General features: G+C 60.1%; 17 protein-coding genes. 4 read left to right on the top strand and 13 right to left on the bottom strand.

The window, feature by feature from the left end:
• Nucleotides 1–514: 514 nt before the first annotated feature.
• The 8 genes from ACSQ2W_RS23250 to ACSQ2W_RS23285 form a co-directional block, all read right to left on the bottom strand.
• Nucleotides 515–763, bottom strand: a complete 249-nt coding sequence (locus ACSQ2W_RS23250) for a Stf0 family sulfotransferase (protein WP_436088507.1) — start codon at nt 761–763, stop codon at nt 515–517.
• Nucleotides 760–2973, bottom strand: a complete 2214-nt coding sequence (locus ACSQ2W_RS23255) for a xanthine dehydrogenase family protein molybdopterin-binding subunit (protein ID WP_436088508.1) — start codon at nt 2971–2973, stop codon at nt 760–762. The genes ACSQ2W_RS23250 and ACSQ2W_RS23255 overlap by 4 nt, the downstream gene beginning before the upstream one ends.
• Nucleotides 2970–3947 carry an FAD binding domain-containing protein gene (locus ACSQ2W_RS23260; protein ID WP_436088509.1) on the bottom strand — a complete coding sequence of 326 codons (978 nt, stop codon included), beginning with the start codon at nt 3945–3947 and terminating at the stop codon, nt 2970–2972. The genes ACSQ2W_RS23255 and ACSQ2W_RS23260 overlap by 4 nt, the downstream gene beginning before the upstream one ends.
• A 3-nt stretch (nt 3948–3950) precedes the next feature.
• On the bottom strand, nt 3951–4559 hold the full coding sequence (locus tag ACSQ2W_RS23265) for a (2Fe-2S)-binding protein (RefSeq protein ID WP_436088510.1): 609 nt from the start codon (nt 4557–4559) through the stop codon (nt 3951–3953).
• A gap of 197 nt (nt 4560–4756) precedes the next feature.
• On the bottom strand, nt 4757–5650 hold the full coding sequence (locus ACSQ2W_RS23270; RefSeq protein WP_436088511.1) for a helix-turn-helix domain-containing protein: 894 nt from the start codon (nt 5648–5650) through the stop codon (nt 4757–4759).
• Between the two features lie 261 nt (nt 5651–5911).
• On the bottom strand, nt 5912–6241 hold the full coding sequence (locus ACSQ2W_RS23275) for a hypothetical protein (RefSeq protein WP_436088512.1): 330 nt from the start codon (nt 6239–6241) through the stop codon (nt 5912–5914).
• Between the two features lie 190 nt (nt 6242–6431).
• Entirely contained in the window at nt 6432–6839 is a 408-nt protein-coding gene (locus ACSQ2W_RS23280) for a GlcG/HbpS family heme-binding protein (protein WP_436088513.1), read from the bottom strand.
• Between the two features lie 77 nt (nt 6840–6916).
• The gene (locus ACSQ2W_RS23285; protein ID WP_436088514.1) at nt 6917–7732 is read right to left on the bottom strand and encodes an SDR family oxidoreductase; all 816 of its coding nucleotides are present in this window, start codon (nt 7730–7732) and stop codon (nt 6917–6919) included.
• A 133-nt stretch (nt 7733–7865) separates the two neighbouring features.
• Between ACSQ2W_RS23285 and ACSQ2W_RS23290 the strand changes: the two genes are divergently transcribed.
• Nucleotides 7866–8822: a helix-turn-helix domain-containing protein gene (locus ACSQ2W_RS23290; RefSeq protein WP_436088515.1), complete on the top strand. Its 957-nt coding sequence runs from the start codon at nt 7866–7868 to the stop codon at nt 8820–8822.
• Between the two features lie 100 nt (nt 8823–8922).
• Here the strand turns inward: ACSQ2W_RS23290 and ACSQ2W_RS23295 are convergent, their stop codons facing one another.
• Both ACSQ2W_RS23295 and ACSQ2W_RS23300 read right to left on the bottom strand, forming a co-directional pair.
• Nucleotides 8923–10224 carry a low temperature requirement protein A gene (locus ACSQ2W_RS23295; RefSeq protein WP_436088516.1) on the bottom strand — a complete coding sequence of 434 codons (1302 nt, stop codon included), beginning with the start codon at nt 10222–10224 and terminating at the stop codon, nt 8923–8925.
• Nucleotides 10225–10368: 144 nt separating this feature from the next.
• On the bottom strand, nt 10369–11217 hold the full coding sequence (locus ACSQ2W_RS23300) for an oxidoreductase (protein ID WP_436088517.1): 849 nt from the start codon (nt 11215–11217) through the stop codon (nt 10369–10371).
• A gap of 644 nt (nt 11218–11861) precedes the next feature.
• Here ACSQ2W_RS23300 and ACSQ2W_RS23305 point away from each other — a divergent pair.
• The 3 genes from ACSQ2W_RS23305 to ACSQ2W_RS23315 all read left to right on the top strand — a co-directional run bounded on the left by ACSQ2W_RS23305 (nt 11862) and on the right by ACSQ2W_RS23315 (nt 16105).
• A complete protein-coding gene (locus tag ACSQ2W_RS23305) occupies nt 11862–12125 on the top strand; it encodes a nickel-binding protein (protein WP_436088518.1) in 264 nt (87 codons plus the stop codon).
• 15 nt (nt 12126–12140) lie between these two features.
• The gene (locus tag ACSQ2W_RS23310) at nt 12141–15302 is read left to right on the top strand and encodes an AAA family ATPase (RefSeq protein WP_436088519.1); all 3162 of its coding nucleotides are present in this window, start codon (nt 12141–12143) and stop codon (nt 15300–15302) included.
• 455 nt (nt 15303–15757) lie between these two features.
• Nucleotides 15758–16105 carry a hypothetical protein gene (locus tag ACSQ2W_RS23315; RefSeq protein WP_436088520.1) on the top strand — a complete coding sequence of 116 codons (348 nt, stop codon included), beginning with the start codon at nt 15758–15760 and terminating at the stop codon, nt 16103–16105.
• Between the two features lie 134 nt (nt 16106–16239).
• On the opposite strand, the gene ACSQ2W_RS23320 is transcribed toward ACSQ2W_RS23315, so the two are convergent.
• The 3 genes from ACSQ2W_RS23320 to ACSQ2W_RS23330 form a co-directional block, all read right to left on the bottom strand.
• Nucleotides 16240–18429: a bifunctional diguanylate cyclase/phosphodiesterase gene (locus ACSQ2W_RS23320; RefSeq protein ID WP_436088521.1), complete on the bottom strand. Its 2190-nt coding sequence runs from the start codon at nt 18427–18429 to the stop codon at nt 16240–16242.
• Between the two features lie 132 nt (nt 18430–18561).
• Nucleotides 18562–18834, bottom strand: a complete 273-nt coding sequence (locus ACSQ2W_RS23325) for a hypothetical protein (protein ID WP_436088522.1) — start codon at nt 18832–18834, stop codon at nt 18562–18564.
• 368 nt (nt 18835–19202) lie between these two features.
• Nucleotides 19203–19562, bottom strand: coding sequence for an SPW repeat protein (locus ACSQ2W_RS23330; protein WP_436088986.1), 360 nt, complete (start codon nt 19560–19562; stop codon nt 19203–19205).
• Between the last annotated feature and the right edge of the window lie 157 nt (nt 19563–19719).

Genomic DNA, 19719 nt, shown 5'->3' on the forward strand with positions numbered 1-19719 from the left:
GTCTTTGGCAACGAATGGCATCACCGTGTGTCGATTGATCAATTAAAAGTGTGCGGCCGCGTCTTTGAGGCCTTAAATAGGCTTACGGTGCAGGCGCTTGAACTACATGGGCGCGGTCAAGCGCACAAGTGTTGGAGCAGGGGAGACGCCGATGGAAGCTCAGCGAAACTCTTAGGCTTTACCGGACTAATTCTCGGCCACGCTTGGCGCTCTCGCCCGCAAGCGGCTCCGTCGACGTCGGCTGACCCGCTTCGTTGAACCAAATGCGGCGTCTTGCCATCCCTAACGCCGAGTCCGCGGCGCATTGGTCGACCTCCTTTGCGCACGGCGGTTGGCTCCTGGACTGGTCATCTTCGGATGTTGTGCTAGTTGTGAGAGTGGGCGTCGCCTCTCTCGAGGGCAAGTTGCCGTGGCGTGCATTTGGCTGATCACGACTGGGGGAACCATAGCTTCGAGATACATCGGAGCTTCTGGCCACGTTGACGCGCCAACCACTCGCCGTTGGTGACATCAGCTAGCTTTGCGACACCGGGGTCACGCCGCTTGCGGCGTCGCAATTTCCGAGTCGCGATAGCAAGGCCACAAATGCATCGTGCCAGGTTCGGATTTCCCCCGCATTGTAAACAGGCCCGCTTGGCGACGAGGTGCGTTCCAACTCTGTCCCATGCGGAGCCACATGCCACAATCCAGTTTGCTCCGCCTTTACCAACGAGAAAGCCTCTGAACCTTTTCCGGGATAGCCGGCGTTCGATCCGTGGTTCATGCGGTCAGGACATCCTCAATCTTGATCGGCAATGTCCGCACACGCTTGCCCGTCGCGTGGAACACTGCGTTGGCAATTGCCGGAGCGGTACCCACCAGCGCGATCTCGCCCAGCCCTTTCACGCCAAGTGGGTTCACATGTGGGTCGACCTCGTCGACGAACAGTGCCTCCAGCTCCGGAGTATCAAGGTTCACAGGCATGAGGTAGTCAGCCATGTGGGCGTTGACCGGCCGTCCGTCACGCACATCCAGAACAGTGCGTTCCATCAACGCCATACCGATGCCCCCGATCATGCCGCCCGTGCATTGGCTTCTGGCAAGCAGCGGGTTAACTACCCGCCCGATGCCATACGCACCGACAAGGCGACGTACCCTGATCGTTCCGACGTCCGGATCGACCGAAACTTCGGCAAAAACTGCCCCGAAGGAATGCATCGAATACTTTTCGGCAGTCTCCGGATCGCGTTGGGCCGAACCGTCAACCTCGATCGGATTGCCCGTCTTGGCCAAGATGTCCTGGTAGGATAGTCCCGGGGATGCGTCTCCGCGTCGACGGAGGCGTCCGTCCACCCATTCAAGGGCTTCTATCGAAGCCTCAAAGACAGGCGAGCCAGCATCGGCAATCGCCTGGCGAGTTGCCTGCGACTGCACTTCCAGGCAAGCGGCACGGATGGCGGACCCCACCGAGGCCATCGTCCAGGAGCCGCCGTGGGAGGGTGTTGGCGGGTAGTCCGTCGTGCCAAGCCCGAACCGTACCTGTTCCGGCTGCAGGCCCAGGAATTCTGCCGCCACCTGCGTCATTGACGTATAAGTGCCCGGCCCCATGTCGCTGGCGGCCGCTTCAACTTCGGCAGTTCCGTCCGCGAGCAGCCGCACCCTGGCGCTCGAGGGCGCATGGAAAGCTGGGTAGGTGGCGGTTGCAGTGCCCATGCCGATCAGAAGACGTCCATCGCGCATGGAACGCGGTTCGGGAGTCCTTCGAACCCAGCCGAAGCGTTCGGCACCAAGTCCATAACATTGGATCAGCGAGCGGCTGGAGAAAGGCTTGTTTTCAGCTTCGTCAATCTGCGGCTCGTTCCGGCGTCTCAACTCGATCGGGTCGACCCCTAGCTTGTAGGACAGCTCGTCCATGGCACTTTCGAGCGCAAAGATACCGCTTGCCTCGCCGGGGCCGCGCATGTGGTTCGGCGTGGCCGTATCGAGTTGTGCAAGGCGGTACTGGGTGCGCACGTTTGGGCAGGAATACAGGTAGTCGGTGACGGCGGTCAGGGCTTCCGTGAACTGCTCGTAACGGCTCGTCTCTCCGGTACCTTCGTGGATAACGCCCGTAATTTTGCCATCGGGAGTGGCACCCAGCGCAACCCTCTGGAGCGACCGCGGCCGATGGCCGGTCGTGAAGAACATCTGCTTGCGGGTGAGCACAAGCTTGACTGGCCACCCGACATGACGCGCCGCAAGTGCCGCTAGCGTCACATGCGGCCATGTCCTCAGGCTCGTGCCGAAGGCACCGCCGATGAAGGGACAGATGACCTCGACGTTGTCGACGGGCAGGCCGAACACCGCGGCGATCTCCGCCTGCTCGTTCATGAGAAACTGGCTCTTGCTCCATAGGGTCAGCCGATCGCCGTGCCAGGCGGCGATCGTCGCATGCGGCTCCATTGGGTTATGGTTCTCACGGGCTATGTCATAGACCTCGTCGACCTTGACGGCCGCCTCCGCCACCGCGGCATCGGCATCGCCCCGCGATCTGTCGGCAGTGCCCGTCCCCGGAACGATTCTGGCTACCTGCTGATCGGCGTGGTCGACGATTGGTTGACGGGCGTCATAGGTGATACGCATCGCGGCGGCGGCGCGCTCGGCATGGTCGATGGAATCCGCCACGATGATGGCGACGGGCTGGCCGTAAAAGCGAACGCTGTCGTCCTGCAGTACGTGAAGGCGTTCACCGACCGCTGGATCGATGACGGCCTTGTGCGGCAGATAGGCCAATTTCGGAGCATTGCGGTGCGTGATCAACGCAACGACACCCGACATGCCCTCAACATCGGCGCTTTCTATCCCGGTCAATCGGCCAAGTCCGACGGTCGCGCTTACGAGCACGGCGTAGAGCTGGCCTGGCTGGTTGAAATCGGCGGCGTAGCGCGCCTTGCCCGTGACCTTGGAGCGGCCGTCGACGCGGGTTAAAGGCTTTCCAATTACGTTCATCTTCATGCGACCTCTCCCGCCATTTCCAGCGCTCGGACGATCGTCCTGGGCAATAGCACGACCTTGAAGGCGTTATGGTACAACGGCCGAACGCCCTCGGTGGCCAGTTGCGCAGCTTCCTCGAAGGCCTGCCTGTCCGGCTTTCTTCCGCCAAGCGCGGCCTCACACGCGCGCAGCCGCCAGGGACGCGTACCGACGCCGCCTGCCGCAATGCGGGCCTCGCGGATCACGCCGTCCTCGATTGCGAGGACGGCAGCGGCGGACACCAAGGCGAATTCGTAGGAGGCACGATCGCGGACCTTGAGATATCGGGCGCTGCGCGTATAGGGTCCGCTCGGCACGCGGATTTCGACGATCAGTTCGCCTGGCAGCAACGTATGTTCGAGATGAGGCGTATCACCTGGCAGCCGGAAGAGTTCCTCCACCGGGAAGCTGCGCTCGCCCTGCGGACCTTGAACCCGCATGGTGGCGTCGAGCGCCACCAGCGCCACCGCGACATCGGAGGGATGCGTCGCCACGCAATGGTCGCTCGTGCCGAGGATCGCATGGCCCGCGTTCAGCCCCTCGATCGCGGCGCAGCCTGATCCGGGCGTGCGCTTGTTGCAGCCGGCATCAAGCATGCGGAAATATGGACAGCGCACACGCTGCAGCAGGTTCCCGCCCATCGAGGCCATGTTCCGCAACTGAGGCGACGCGCCTTCGATCAAGCTTTCCGCGATCAACGGCTGCAGGCGCTTGACGTTTTCGTCGGCGGCGACTTCGGCCATGCGCGCGAGCGCGCCAATGACCAGGTCTTCGCCTTCCACACGAATGTCGCCCAGAGGCAACCTGTTGATATCGATGAGCCGCTCCGGGCGCTCCACCTCATCCCGCATCAGGTCTACGAGAGTGGTTCCGCCGGCGATGTAGCGCGCGCCCGATGCGGCAGCGGCGATCGCGGCCTCGGTGCTGCCTGCCTTTTCTAGCGTGAAGGGAAACATGGGTCAGATCCTTTCCGCCGCGTCCGCGACAGCCGCGACGATGCCCGGGTAAGCGCCGCAACGGCATATGTTCCCGCTCATCCAGAACTGAATCTCCTCAGGCGATCCCACATGACCTTCGGCTATGCAGCCAAGGCCGGACATGATCTGGCCCGACGTGCAGAAACCGCATTGGAGGCCCTCGTGCTCAACGAAGGCCGCCTGAAGAGGGTGAAGCTCACCGTCGTTTTCCAGTCCTTCAATAGTTTGGATGTCGGCACCGTCGTGCATCGAAGCTAGCGTTAGGCAAGAGACGATACGTTTTCCGTCGACGAGAATAGTGCACGCGCCACAGGCACCCTGATTGCAGCCCTTCTTGGTTCCGGGGAGATCGAGCGTCTCTCGCAGGACATCGAGGATAGACTGACGCGGGTCGACAATGAGGGTATGGGCACGACCGTTCACGTTCATCGATACGGCTATGTCACTGCTGACGCCTGCAGGAGACCTTCTCGCCGCCGCTGATTGAAGCGGCAATGCGGCCAGCGCTACCGCCCCGGCTGTTGCCTGAAGCGCTTCCCGGCGCGATACGATTGGACCAGACGAATGCATTTCCGACGAAATCTCGGCCATGAAGGAACTATCCTCTTCAGCTCAGATGATCGCGAAGAGGATAGTTCCTATGCCGCTGTGACACAGTCGCGTTATTTCGGGAATTGTCTTAATCTTGCGGCAATCGGCGGAGAGCGAGACGGCACAGCGCAAAGGCTTGGTGCGGACCCGTTCAGGGGATTTGATGGCCCGCGACGGCTGGGGTTGGGGTGCCACGATCAAAGTCGGCGACGGAACTCGCTCGGCGTGAGGCCAACCACCTTGTGGAAATTCGCCGAGAAAGAGGAGGGTGTTTGGTACCCTACGACAAGAGCTATGTCGGTGATGCGCAACGTCCCGTCTTTCAGGAGCTTCTTCGCATAGGCGATCCGCTGCCGGGTCAGCCATACATGCGGCGTACACCCGGTCGCCATGCGGAAGGCCGTGCAAAAATGGAAGCGGCTCAAATTGACCAGATCGGCCAATTCCTGGATGCGGATATCCTGCGCAGAATTTTCCCGCATATAGGCGGTGACGCGCTTGACCTGCCAGCCCGCCAGCCCGCGCCGCGGTCCAGACGAGATCGGCATCGAAGTTGCTGAGTGGGCTCTGAGGAGCTGAAGGCACACAAGATCGAGGAGCTGCTCAACGAACAGGTGCGACATCGCGTCTCCCGAACTGATCTCGTCGTTGATCAATGACATGATCGTAAACAGTTTGGAATCGCTAAAATTTACGCGGTCAAGTAGCTCGGGCTCGCGGCCATTCCCTACCTGATCGGCACACGACAGGAGGCGATTATGGCCCAAAAAGATGTTCGAGACCTCGACGGCACCGTCCACCCGCCACTGACCATCATGCCCTCTCGGTGCGAATGTTATCGTCCCGATCGCCGCGGGAGCGCGAATAATCTGGCGGCCTATCTTCACCGAGGCCATACCATGGCCTGCGTACTTCGCAGAGATGACATGATCTTTGAGGGGCGGTAAATTGTATTCGAACGGCTCGTTCCGCCATCGGCCGACTAGACGGGTATCGCCTGAAAATACCTCTGGAATCACGGGTGGCAAAATGCCCCGCTGCAAACGACCTATATGAACCGTCGTGTCCGCAAGCGCTTGATGCAGCCTCATCTGGATTTCTCTTGTCGAGCTGTAAGAGCCTTTGTCCTTGCGCGACACTAGCATTTGTCGCTTCGCCCGAAAACATCGTTCTAACAGCTAAACCTACATCTTTGAAGATGTAGGTACGACTCGGGGCGCGGACGAGGTGGTCACAGCCCGACACCTTTCGTCAAACCAAGTGCGGTCAGTTAACCTTCAGCTTCACGTATTTCGGGTCGTGGTCGCTCGTCTGCTTCGATTCCGGCATTACCGAATTAACGTGCAACGTTGTCAGCTCGGCCGTCTGGTTCGCGCCGAGTTTTGCGACTGCGAGCTTCTGTCGAAGACGTAACTTATCCGTTCCACTCTCGGTTCAGCCATTGCGAGGGTTGACAGTGCTGGGTCCCCGCCAATGATGAGCATCATGGGCTCCTCGTACCAGAGCGTATTGAAGTCCCCCACGATCAGAATCGACCGGTTCGCGTCAAGCCTGCGAACGAATTCACACACCGCCCGTGCCTGCTCGGTCCGCGCGGTGATCGTCGCGTCCTCCGGAGGCTGGTTCTTCCCATAAAGCGGTTCGCTCCCGCCTTTCGACGAGAAATGGACGTTGATCACCATGATCTGTTTTCCCGCGAAGACGAACGGGACGGCAAGGCGCAGGCGCGTGCGCCCGAGAATCTAACAACAGCGGTAGTCGCGTTAAACGCCTGGTGCGGTGCGCGTTCCATCTCGGAGAAGCCCCAGAGCTTGCCAGAAGGGACTTTTCGGCAGGTTTGGGACCTCTTGCTTGCCATGGCGTGAGCGGCGGCTAACCGCCTTGGACGGCTGCGACTGCGGCTTGCGCGACCTGGAGGTCCTGGGCTACCGCCCCTCCGGACACGCCGACCGCGCCGAGCAGTGCGCCGTTCTCGTCGCGGATCGGCAGGCCACCGGCGAAGACGACGAGCCCGCCGTTCGTCAGCTCGAGGCCGGGCGATGTACCGCCCGGTTTGCTGAATTCCCAAATCGCCTCGCTGCTGAGCCCGAACAGGGCAGCGGTCCTGGCCTTCCCAAGAGCGATGTCGATCGAGCCCAGCAAGGCTCCATCCATGCGGGAGAAGGCTTTCAGATGAACACCGGCGTCGAGGACGGCGATGTTCATTGGAACGCCGATTACCTCGGCGGCCTCCCGGGCCGCGGCGAGCGCCGCTTCGGCCTGAGATAGGGTAATGCTCATGTCAGTGCTCCTCGAGAGAAAGGTCCGGCCGTAACGTGACGGGGCAGGGGGTGTTCGCATCACGGCCGGATGGGGCGTCAGATCTGATTTTCCCAGGCGGCGATCTGATGGTCCTTCAGCATCTCCTCGATGACCTTCGGGACGACGTTGCGGAACTTACCGGTATCCGCCGGAACGACATCGATCATGCGGTCGATCATTTCCTTCGGGTCCAGCCTGCCTTCCGGGGTTGCGAAGAAGTCGTCGAAGCCTTTGCGCAGGTCGGCGCGCTTGGTGATGTTCTTGCTGTCGTCCAGCCAGCGGAACGGATTGTCGGCCATGGTTTCGTTGTAGCCGGTGTAATAGGCGCCCGGATTAATCGTCTGGATCTTGATCCCGTATGCGGCCAGCTCCTGCTGCAGCGCCTCGGCGATCGACTCCAGTGCGTGCTTGGTGGAAACGTAGGTGCCCCAGTTGGCCGGGGTGAACAGGCCGCCCATCGAGGAGGTGAAGACCACCTTCTTGCCCTGGCTCTTGCCCTCGCGCACCCACTTCTGAACGACGCCCTGCGTCAGCGTGAGTGGCAGAAAGACGTTGATCTCGAAATTGCGACGCACGATGTCGACCGGAATTTCCCAGACCGGGCCGGGCTCACCCTGACCGGCATTGTTCCAGAGAATGTCGAAATCCCAGCCCTCGGCCTGGCGGATGTCGTAGGGATCGGTGAGGTCAAGCCGCTCGACGCGAATTCGGTCGGCCAGACCGAGCGCCTCCACCTCGTTGCGCAGTGCGGTGACCATCGGCGAAACCTGGCAGGTGGCGATGATGCTGTGGCCGTTCTTGGCCATGCCGATGGCGGCGCCCTTGCCAAAGCCCGAACCGGCGCCGGTGATGAGAATGGTCTTCTTGCCCATGATCAGTTTCCTTTTCTGCGGTGAGGCGGTATTGCCGTCGAAGAAAAGAATTACGTATTGTGCTGAAGTCGGGCCGTCGCTCGGTTGCGACAAATGTTCGTAGATTGCGGCTATCGCACTCTGAGAGGGGTTGATGACATTTCCAACGCGAGCAACGACTGCGGAAAATGCCCGCGATAAGGCATCCATTCGCCTCGCTGGTGATGCCGTCGAAAGCATTGGCAGGATCCTGGACCGTCCACCCGCTCTGGTGGGCGAGGCGCTTCGAAGTAAAACCCGACTGACCACGCGCTGGAGCCATGGGGCGCTGCACGATTCGCTGCCAGGGCTATCGAGCCATGTGGTGATGACCTATTACGGTGCCGACCAGGAGATATCCTGGCGTTGCGGTGGCACGCGCCATGCTTCAAGGACAAGGCCCGGAACGATCACGCTCATTCCAGAAGGTCATGACGGGCGCTGGGATATCGCCGGGCCGATCGAGGTGTCGCACGTCTATTTCCCTCAGGAGCGGCTCCAAGCGAGCGCTGATCTCCTCGCCGGCGGCAAACGCGTCGAGTTGATCGGGCGCGTCGGCTTCGAAGACCCTTCGGCTGCGCGCATTCTCGAATTGTTGAGCCGCGAGGCGCGGCTGGACGACCCGTCGTCACGCTTGTTCGTGGAGCAGGCCATTGACCTCCTGTGCCTGCAACTCGTGCGTGGACACTCCTCCTTTGGGGCGCTGGCGGTCGAGGAACCTCGCGGAGGCCTTGCGGACTGGCAGGTCAAGCGCGTGACCGCCTATATGCGCGCGCACCTTGAGGAGGAAATCGGGCTCGGTGAACTGGCGGCAACGGTCAATCTCAGCCGCTTCCATTTCTGCACCGCCTTTCGGCGTGCCACAGGACAGACGCCGCACCAATGGCTGGTCAATTTGCGGATTGCGCAGGCGCGGCAGTTGCTGGCCATGCCGGAGCTGCCGGTGACGGAGATCGCCCTCTCGGTCGGCTACCAGACACCCTCGGCGTTCGCTGCGGCGTTCCGTAAGGTCACAGCCACCACGCCGACGGAGTATCGCAGAGCGCTGTTGGGGACGGGGCTGGGGACCTAAGCTCATTCAAGCAAGGGCGGCACCCCTAGAGGTCTCGCCTGCTTAGCCGCCATGCTTGCTGGCAAACAGTTGTAGTCTGCAAGACACGTTGGCCAGGCGACTACCTGCCGCCGGTACTTCCAAGCTTGCTCGTGTCGCTCGGATCGTCGCCAAGCGCGAGTACGATCGATTGGGCCCGGTGGCGATGGCCGGCAAGTTCATAGCCGACGATCGTAACGACTGGTGCCAGCATCAGGATGATCAGGCACACGGACATTGGAATGCCTGCCAAGGCAGCGGCGATGGACGCCGCTAGCACCACAGCCGTCCCCGACAGGAGCCAAGTATGGAGGCGGTCCGAACGGCGCAGCAGATACGTGTACATGGCGTAGATCAGCGCCACGTAGATCGCGACTGGAACAGCAACCGTCAGCACCGTCGCCACCGAGGAAATATGCGCCTTGTGCTCGATGTAATAGGCCGCCACATGCAGGCCTGCGCCGGTCGCAACGATCGAGGCGAAGATCGGGATGTGACCGTAGCCCCAGACGAAGCAGCGCTCACGGAAGCGGTGCAGGATCTCCGCGCTCGGAAGCAGGAAATAGATCCACCACATGCCGAAGGTCAATCCTGTCCCGGCGATGCAGACGAGAGCGACGTCGAGGTTCCAGCCGTGCCCCTCGACAACGGCCGTGACCGACGCAACTGTTCCGACCACGCCCTCGCCAAGCGCGATGATGGCAAGCAGGCTGTGGCGTTCGGCGACATGATGGGCATGCCAGGGCGTTCCTCCCTGGTGTGATTCCGCAATCACAGGCCCGGTCATTTCGACCGCCGTTAACACGACAACGAAAGCAAAGGTCATGAGAAGCGAGAAGTCGAGGAAGATCAGCACTGTCCAGCCGAACTGGGCAATAGCGATCGCCGCCGCGTAGGTCATGCAGGCTCTGCGGCGGAGCGGATCCTGGCGCGCCGCCCGAAGCCACTGGAACACCATCGCAATGCGCATCAGGACATAGCCGAGCACCATGGTGCCGTTGTCCAGATGCTCACCCTTGTCGATGGACTCAAACATCGGAGGAAGGCCGATCGCAAGGATCAGTACTCCGGCCATCTGCACCATCGTCACTATGCGGAAAACCCAGTCATCCGTGTCATAGGCGGATGCGAACCACGAGAAGTTCACCCAAGCCCAGCAGATCGAAAAGCTGGCAAAGCCGAACCCAATCAACCCGGCCTTGAAGTGGCCCTCCGCTAGGAGGTGCGCGAGTTGCGAGGCAGCCAGACCGAAGGCGATCACGAAGGTTAGATCGAAAAGTAGTTCCAGCGGGGTTGCCGCGCGATAGCCCTCATGTGGATCGCGACCCGTCATTCTCGATATGTGGTGCGCATGCGAATGCGCCAACGGCTTGGTCTTGGACATTTGAGCGCTCCTCATCGAGGTTGTTCGAACAGTTGCTCAGAATACTCGGGATCGTGACAACATCCTCGCACCTTCGAGTGCCCGAGTCGCCACGCTTTACAGATGACGCGCGCCGGCAGGCGGTGTACGCCGACGCGCACGAACTCAGGCGTTCGCCGGCTCAGGCGCGGCAAAGTCCGTCGAAAGCGAGACCTGCCGCCATTCTGCCATGATCGCTGTGTCGGCGGCGTGCTTCGCTTCGATTGCAGCTACAGTGTCGCTCCCCAGCGGCAGCCGCACCGGCGGATTGACCGCATCCGCAAAGGCCACGAGCACGCTGGCAAGCTTGGCTGGATCGCCGGGCTGGCTATGGTTGAGGTCGGTTGCGCGGCTGCGTGTGGCGCCAGCCGTGCCGTTGTAATCCTCAATGCGTGTGGGGCTCACCGAGAGCGACGATGAATCCAGGAAGTCGGTCCGGAAATAACCTGGCTCAACGACGGTGACATGGATGCCGAGCGGCGCGAGCTCCTGGTTAAGTGCCTCGGAGAGACCTTCTACCGCGAATTTGGTGGAGCAATAGACGCCGAAGCCCGCCGCGCTGCGATAGCCGCCGATAGAAGAGATATTGAGTATGCGTCCGGAGCGTTGCGCACGCATGTAAGGCAGCACCGCGCGGGTGACGCCGAGTAGGCCGAATACATTCGTGCGATAGAGGCGCTCGACCTCCTCAGCCGTGGCTTCCTCGACAGCCCCGAGCAGGCCGAAGCCGGCATTGTTCAGCAGCACATCAATGCGGCCGAACCGCTCCACGGCGCGCGCCGCCGCCGCGCGGGCCTGCTCCTCGTCGGTGACATCGAGCGGCAGCGCTAGCAGGTTTGAATGCTGGCCCAGCTTGTCCGTGACAACGGCAGCGTTCCGTGCAGTGGCTACGACATTGTCGCCCTGTTCGAGCGCCAGTTGCGCGACCCTTGCGCCAAAGCCGCGCGAGGCGCCGGTGATGAACCAGGTTTTCATGATCATTATCCTTCCATTTGTGAACTAGACGTGGAGGATTTAGCTTCCCTTGTGAACATGCGCCGTCTCCCGCTTTCGGCCGCTGTCGCATTCTTGCGATGTCAGTGCACTGTCAGCCCGCGCCGATGGGCGATCAGGCAACCTTGAGACGTGCATTCTGATTCTCGCGCTTGTACAACTCGGCTTGCCGCCGAACAGCAAGATGTCGACGTTTGATTGAGCGTCGGAGCTGAATGGCAGATTGGGCCTCCATCAACTGCGCGCAATGGCGCGGATGGATCGTTTCGAGGCGGCGCTGAACACAATAAGCTGGTGGTCCTGCTGGGAGTTCGATCCGGAGTCAAAAGGCCGAGATGGGCCCAATCGAGACGTTCATCGCACCGGACGCAATTACAGCAACGGGCCGAAACGAGCCAGTGCCGACCGGGCTGCAGATGACAGCCCTTGGCGCAAAGCGGAAGCGAACGATTTGCGTTCCCGGTCTGTGCTCGCAGGGTCGCATAACATCTCGTCGGGAACGGCATTGAGAAGCCCCGCGATTGTGCCGCGAGTCCTGTATTTTAACCTACTCTAAATTACCATACATGGTAAATTGCTGACGGGCTCGCAACAAAGTCGGTAGACGAAACTCGGAGGACAACACAATGCCAGTTTTCGCTGTGGAACGCGATCTGAAGGGTATCACGATGGACCAACTGGCCGATGCGCAGAGGCGGGCGATCGCGTCGTCCAAGAAGTTCTCGGAGCCAGGCAAGGATGTTCGATACATTCGCTCGACTTTCATTCCAGGTGAAGAAAGATCAATGTGTCTGTTCGAGGCGCCGGATGCCTCGACCGTGGAAGATGTCAATCGAGATGCGGCCATTCCATACAAGCGCGTCATCGAAGCACTTGATCTAACGCCATAGCGTCGGAGACGTCCGATGCCAGGGTTAGCATGCGGCGAATGTGGCGATTGCAACCCGGAGGGCGCGAGCTTCTGTATTACTTGCGGCAGCAGGTTGCCCAATCCCTGCCTGAGATGTGGTGCCGCGTCGCCTATAGGTGCATCGTTTTGCCCGCGATGCGGTGAACGCCTAAATCCTGTAGCGGACCAGCCCGAAATTCCTTCCGGTGAAGCTCACGCTGCTCGTTTCCACGCGCTTGGAGAGCGCCGCGTCGTCACAGTGCTGTTTGCTGACATTGTCGGGTCCACGGCCAAGGTAGCAGGGATGGATCCGGAGGATGCACGTGACTTGGTCTCGCCCGCAATTTCGTCCATGGTGGATGCCGTCAGAACATTCGGTGGAACGGTCATCAAAACCATGGGCGATGGTCTGATGGGCGTGTTCGGCGCGCCGAAAGCCGACGAAGCGCATGCAGAGCGAGGCTGCGCGGCGGGACTGGCAATGATCGCCGGGACGGCGATGCCGATTCGCGTCGGAATAAGCACGGGTGAGGTCGTGCTGACGAACGAGGGGAACTCCGGCACTTTCGACGTAGCGGGCGAGATCGTGAATCTTGCCGCGCGGCTTGAGCGGATTGCGGAACCGAATGCGGTCTATGTGTCGCGGCCGGTTGTGAGGGCTGTTGCCAGCCGGCTTGAGACTGAATTTGCAGGGTTGCACGATCTGAAGGGGTTTGCGAGCCCGGTGCCGGCATGGTGTCTCACGGGCCAGTCGGTTGTCGCGATCGATAAGAAAACTCCCATCGATCCATTTGTCGGCCGGTCGCGTGAGATGCGCAGCTTCGAGCATGTGCTGGACCAGGCTGCCCAAGGCTTTGGACATATGATCTCGATTGCAGGGGAGGCTGGCGTTGGAAAAAGCCGGTTGACTGCGGAGTTCACGAGGCGAGCTGCATCGCGTTGCTGGGAAGTCTTGCGGGCCAATGCCAGCATTGCGCGAAAGGATGTAGCCGATGATGTTTCGTCTCAACTGCTGCGGCAGCTCATTAGCCGTGCGATCGGTAGTACTCAGGTCAGTCGCGAAGCCGTCACGCTTTGGCTGTCCCAACAGAACGAGCCATTCGATGGTTTTGGCGCAGGCGTCCTCTGGCTACTGGGCCACGGTGATGAACCCTCACAATCGAGTCCGGAAGCCGCCCTGTTGAGGCGACGGCTTGCCATCCGAGCCTTCCAAGCAGTCATCGTCGGAGAGGCGTGTTCATCGAAACTGCTGATTGTGATTGAGGACATTCAATGGCTCGACAGTGCGAGCCGCCAAACGCTCGAAGCCTGCCTATCGCAGCTCGCTCGGCTGCCGACTGTCGTGCTTGTGACCAGTCGATCGGATACGAACGGTAACATCAGCAGCGACGCGATCAATCTTCTGCGCCTCCATCTTCCGGCGCTGGAAGACGACGAGGCGCGCCAGTTGACCGAGGAGTTGCTCGGACCGGATGCGCGTTTGCTTGTTCCTCATATAGTCGGACGGGGCGGCAACAGCCCGTTTTTTATCCGGGAGATTGTGCAAAGCCTTATAGACGTCGGATGTCTTGAGGGAGACGCGGGCAAGCTTCACATGTTGAAGGTGCCGAGTGTCCTCGATATCCCGGACACGATCTCGACCGTTCTGGCGGTGCGTTTTGATCGGTTGAACACCGTGCAGCAATCGGTGATGAATGTACTCGCCACTGGCAGAGTGCGGCTGTCAGCAGATGCACTTGGCTTAATTCTGGCGACGGATGAAGCCGCGATCGACGAGTGTTTAGATAGACTGACAAACGTTTGCCTCATCGAGCATGATGGGACCGGGGTCGCGATAAGGCATCAGATCATCTCGGATTTCGTTTACAGGCGCCTCCTGAAACCGCAGAGGCGCGAGCTCCATGCGTCAATATTCCAATATCTCCGTGGGCTGGGCGACCATGGGCTCTTGCGAGAGGCGGGCGAACATGCCGCCAAGGCTGGGTTATTCCACGATGCCGCAGAAGTTCTCCTTGCAGTCGGACTGCGAGCTTACCAGCGGTCGGCCTATACCGAAGCTCGCGACATCCTGAACGCCGCTCGGGCCTCATCGTTGCAGATCGAGCCGGCCCGAGTCGATCTGACAGCCGAAATCGACATCGCGCTCCGGGACGCGCTCTTCGCGCTAGGGGAACTCGAGGCAATTCCTCCTATTCTCAGCGAGGCGGAGAGGTTTGCCAGTCAGGACCCCGGCAGGCTCGCGGAGATCCTCTGCCTCAAAACACATAGCGCTCTCTGTCTTGGAGATCACCAGTCCGCCCTGATGCTGGCTGAAAACGCGATATCCTTTGCGCAGGCACAAAAGTTGCCTAAAGCCGTCATTCTCGCACGATTCTTTCGACTCCAGGTCCTTGCGAGTACAGGACAGTATGCCGCCGCCGCTGCCGAAGCCGTTTCGGTCTTGTCGTCAATTCGTCAGCGTCAGCTGTCCGAAGACACAACCGACGGAACGATGACGCATCTGTGCCGAATGTGGGCATTGTGGTGCTATGCGGAGCTTGGACTGTTTGACAACGCCAAGGCGCTGTTAATCGAGGCGCAAGGGATCATTGCGGCAGAAGCAACTCAATCGCCGCACGAAACGGTTTCGGCCGCATTGGGCTGCGGGCTATTCTGGTTGCGGTATTCGTTCGTTGATCCGTCCGCCATCGATCTCTGTGTCGAAACCCTTTCTCCGGCGTTCACCTTGGCGGAGGAGAAGGGACTGGACACCTGGTTACCAGCGATCGGGTCGCCTCTGGGTTATGCACATGTTCTCGCCGGTCATCCCGAGAATGGCTTGTCTTTTCTGCAATCCGCCGTTGCCACGACGAAGTCCAAGCGCGGGTACGGAAACGCCTTGAGGTTATGTCATTTGTCGTTTGCGATGAGCGCTTTGAATAACATTGGGGACGCCGAAATCACGGCGAATGAGGCCCTTAGTTTGGCGCAACGATCGGGCGAGAAAGGTCACGAGGCCTACGCAAATCTCGTACTGGCGGAGATCGCGCTTGCCAGGCAGGATCGCCAACAGGCGCAGAGCTACATTGAGGTGTCACGACAAATCGCAACTGAACTCGGAATGCGTCCCTTACTGGTCAAGTTGGACAACATGGCACGATCCCTGAACGTTAGGCGCAATGAATTCGATCCTGCGTGACCGAATTTATCTGGCATGTCGCCGAGCAATCTTTCAGTGGTTCTATACTCCTAATGCCTTCTCAAGCCGAGGAAACGATGTCGGCTTACGGCGATGCAAGTGAACTTCGCTCCACCCTGCCGCTGTCAAGTTAGGGCGTTTTATGGCCGAGACGTTGTATTTCTAAATTCAGGACGCGCTTGTATCCAGCCCGTGGCTCGACGAGATCGCGGCCGGATACCCGCTCCTATCCCCATCGGGTGGACATTCACAGGATCGCGAAAGAAGTCGTCGGGGAACGATAAGACTGCAATCGCGGCGTGATGCGATACCTGCCCGTGAATCTGCTAGGCTAAGCTGTTCCTTTGGTTCGAAAGGGCGCCGAATGCGCGGACCGCTAGGCCCGTGACTGCGCGCGCAGTGGACAGCCCGGCTGTCGATATCAGTTGGCCCACCAGGATCAATGCAAGGGGGCAATGAACTACTATGGCACTGAGAAACAGCAGCGTCTCCAGCGGCAATGTGATGAGGCGCAGGCGGTGATTGCGGTCACGCCCGGACTCGTGCAGGCGGGAAGGTTCTTCTGCGTCGACGATATCGACCGCATTGACTGGGCTTTTGTCGAAGATCGGCTCGCCAGCGACGGTGTGTTCGGCTTTCGCATGGTGCCGACCACTCGGATGGGGGAAATCCACGAGAAGCTGGGACCGTCCTACCGACTCGACCTGTGGAGCGTCTTCAGCGCTGATCGAGACACGGCGATCGCCAAGACGATCGTTTTCCCAGCCAGCCCCGGCTCGTTCGCTTCAGGGCGCATGGGGTGATGCCGTGACATCCGTTATCGATGGAAGACACGTGGCGGCTTCCGTGATCGGAGCTGTCAAGGTCGCAGCCGTCCAGGGATGATTGTCGCTGGCCGTTCATCTGCCTCTCATCCCTGCGATCATCCTTATTCCCGCTAGGCGGCGGATTGGTCTTCATGACGGCCGCAGCCGCTGCTGGCGAAATATGCATCCGTCAGCTGCTCAGCGCTGATCGGTTTGCTGAATAGATATCCCTGCAGCGCTTCACAACCAGACACCCTAAGGACCTGGGCCTGGGCTTCTGTTTCGATCCCCTCGGCGGTGACAGGTATGTCGAGCGAATTCGCCAGAGCAATCGTCGCGTGCAGCACCGCTCCGGCGTTCTGGTCGTGGTCAAGTGCTACGATCAGCGAACGATCCACTTTCATGCGATCGAAACCGAACTGGCGCAGTGTTCCAATGCTCGCAAACCCCGACCCAAAATCATCGAGGGCAATTTTGATGCCCGCAGCTTTCAGGCCATCTATGGCGCGGCGTGCCTGACCCGGGTTGGAGATCAGCACTCCTTCCGTCAGTTCGATGCTCAAGCGGCTGGGATCGAAGCGCGCCAACGCCAAGGCGTCGGTGACCTGTTTCACAAATCTGGGGTTTTTGAGCTGAAGTGGCGAGACGTTGACCGCCAGGCTGATGTCGGGCCAAGAGGCCGCCGCCTCGAGGGACTTTTTCAGAACCTGCATGCCGAGTAGGTCAATGAGGCCCGATCGCTCTGCCAACGGGATGAAGACGTCGGGACCAATCCGGTCTCCACCCTCCGTGACCCAGCGGGCAAGTGCTTCCACGCCACAAATCGCGCCCGACCTCGCATCGATAAGCGGCTGGAACGAGACATCAATGCCTCCATTCGTCAGCGTGGTCCGTAGCTGTGCTTCGAGAGCCGCCCGTCTGTTGGTATCGTCATCAAAGCTGTCCTCGAATTCCACGATTACACCGCGGCCAATGTCCTTGGCGCGATAGAGCGCGATATCGGCGCGGCGGATAAGCTCGCCCGTCTCGACCTTGCCGGACGGCGAGATTGCGACACCGACGCTTGCACCGATTTCGATCGTGCGGCCGCCAATCTCAAACACCGTTGCCAGGGCGACCTGAATTTGATGGCCGACATCGAACGCAGGCAGAAGGAGCGGATTCTCGATGGTGACGACGCCGAACTCGTCACCGCCCAATCGGGCGATGACCGCATTCTCCGGGAGGGCGCCGGTCAAACGGTGCGCGACCGCGACGATGAGGTCATCGCCGACACTGTGTCCCCAGGCATCATTAACCGCCTTGAAGCCGTCGAGGTCGATGAAGTGAAGCTTGATGTCCACGTCATTCGAATTCGCTTCCGCCGATTCTCTGGCAATGCTTTCGAGCAGGCCCGCACGATTGAGCAGCCCCGTAAGCGCATCGTGTAGCGCCTTGTAGCGTGAGCGGCTTTCACTCGCTTTTAGATTGCGGACAGTAACGGCTCCGGCTGCGCCGATACCGCACAGGAAAAGCGCAAGAACGGCGCCGGCCGCCTGTAGGTCGCCTCTTACCATTGCATAGCTTTTCGTCCCCGGAGCTTCCGAAGGCCAGGTGAACACGGCTACCCTGTTACCGATCACGTCCGTCAGCATCGCCTCCAACCGTCCTGGAATTGGATAGGCGTCGAGGCTGAGGCCGGCTATGTTGACGTTCTCCGATACCTCGGCGACCACTTGTGGTGTGATATGCTTGGCAAACACAAGCACGTAAAAGTCTTCGGGCTTGCTGGAAGGATCGCGCTCAAACGGCTGGATGGCGGCCGCGCCGATCAAGGCGGTGCCGGCCGACGAGTGGGCGAAGTGCACAGGAACCGGATCCGACGACCCGGCTCGTCTTGCAGCATTCAGGAGGGGCTCGAAGCTGTTGAAGAACTGTCGGGGCGGAACATCCATCGGCATGCCGTTGCGATAAGCGATAACGGGCAGATTGTGGCTGTCGACGACAATCGCGGTATCGTAAAGTGGGTAGTCAGCGGTTGTGGAACCCCAGTTCTCGACAGTCCAGTCCACGCGTGCGTCCGAGTTAATCTGTTCGAACGCGTCGTCCCAATAGGCGTTATCGCGAAGCGTTGCGCCGAGCTGTTTGCGAAGAGATTGCAACGCCCCGGCGGTGGCATGCCTCGCACGTCCGTCGTCAATCGCGTCGGCGGTCGTCGTGAGCGTATTGATTGACACGGCGACCAGCCTGGCCAGTACTGTGGCGACCAGGATAAAAACCGTTGCCACAGCAATGACAGATAGTTGCCCGCGACGGCCCTCAGAAAAGGCGAATTTCTGCACCTGCTAGAATCCTTGCTCATGGAATGTCAGTATGTTCCCGAACTGGAAACTGCAGAAAGGCGTCATGCCCGCGGGGCGCTGCAAGCTGGCCTTAGCATAGCCCTGTCTAATATGCGGTTAAGAATTGGCACGTCACCTGTCGGCTGTGCAGGGCACCATAGCCCGGCGGTCGGACCACAATTTTTCCGCCGATGGTTGCCGTTCGCCGGAGTGACCCCGAGCAGTGGCGGAGGTGATCTCGGTTTCCTCGAGCCAGCGGATAATCGCTTCGAAGCCGTGCTGCGCGACCCGTTTTGCGACGCGAAGGCTTTCGCTGTTGAGATCGCAAGCCGCTGCAATTTCCTTCCAGTCGAGCTTGCCGGCGTGCTGTGGCGGCCTCGCTCGCCGCGTGATCAAGCCAAGCATGTAACTGCGGAGATTTTCGTGGCCGTGTCTCGACAGCGCGCAGGCGAGACGCATGTCGCAAAAGGATGAAATTTTCTGGCGGAAAACGGAAGAAGAGGCGGGGAGGCGGGGCATGTCATTCACAATTCGAATTAGTTAGCTTGCTCAACCGGCAAGGGGCCGGGGCACGGCCAGCTAATGGAATTGCGTTAATAAAGGGTTGCGTTCGGTGCTATCGCTTTGATTTCTCTATACCCGTCGACCGGTTGGCATCTCCACAACATCATTTCATTAGCCGCCCGAGACAGGAACGTCATCCCTCGGGTCGCAAGCTTTCAATCGCAGCCCGCCGCTTCGTACGGCGGGCCTTTGCTAGCCCGGGTTCGGGCTTAGGCGTGAGCGTGGGGATGATGATGATCCCAGACTGCCCAGAGCGATACGACGGCGACGAGCAAGCCAAGCACCACGTTGGTCCACATCACGTTCACATTGGCCGTAAAGCCAAGGAGCCAAGGGGACGCGGCCAGCCAGAGACCGAGCACCAGGTTTACCCATTCTTCCCATTCGGCGAATGCCGAAATTGCCGCGACCGCCAGTCCGCCGAGCAGGAGCCCGACGATCCACGCGTTCCAACTCGGCATGGCTTCGGCCACAAAGCCGATGACCCACGGCGAGATGAATACACATGCTGCCAAGACCAGATTGGCCCAGTCCTGGACTTTCTTTCCTTCCATCAGAGCGTTTGGCATGTCAGACCTCCAAGCCTGAAGCTTAATTGAAGTATTATATCGCGTGACCGGCACGCTTAACAATAAAATAATTTTGAGCGGGTCGACCATCAAGAGATGGCGGCAGCGGAACGTCACCATCACGCAGTCACGCGTGATCCTGAACACCTTTTTCAAC

The organism is Pararhizobium sp. LjRoot255 (assembly GCF_964252905.1).
Lineage (GTDB): Bacteria > Pseudomonadota > Alphaproteobacteria > Rhizobiales > Rhizobiaceae > Pararhizobium.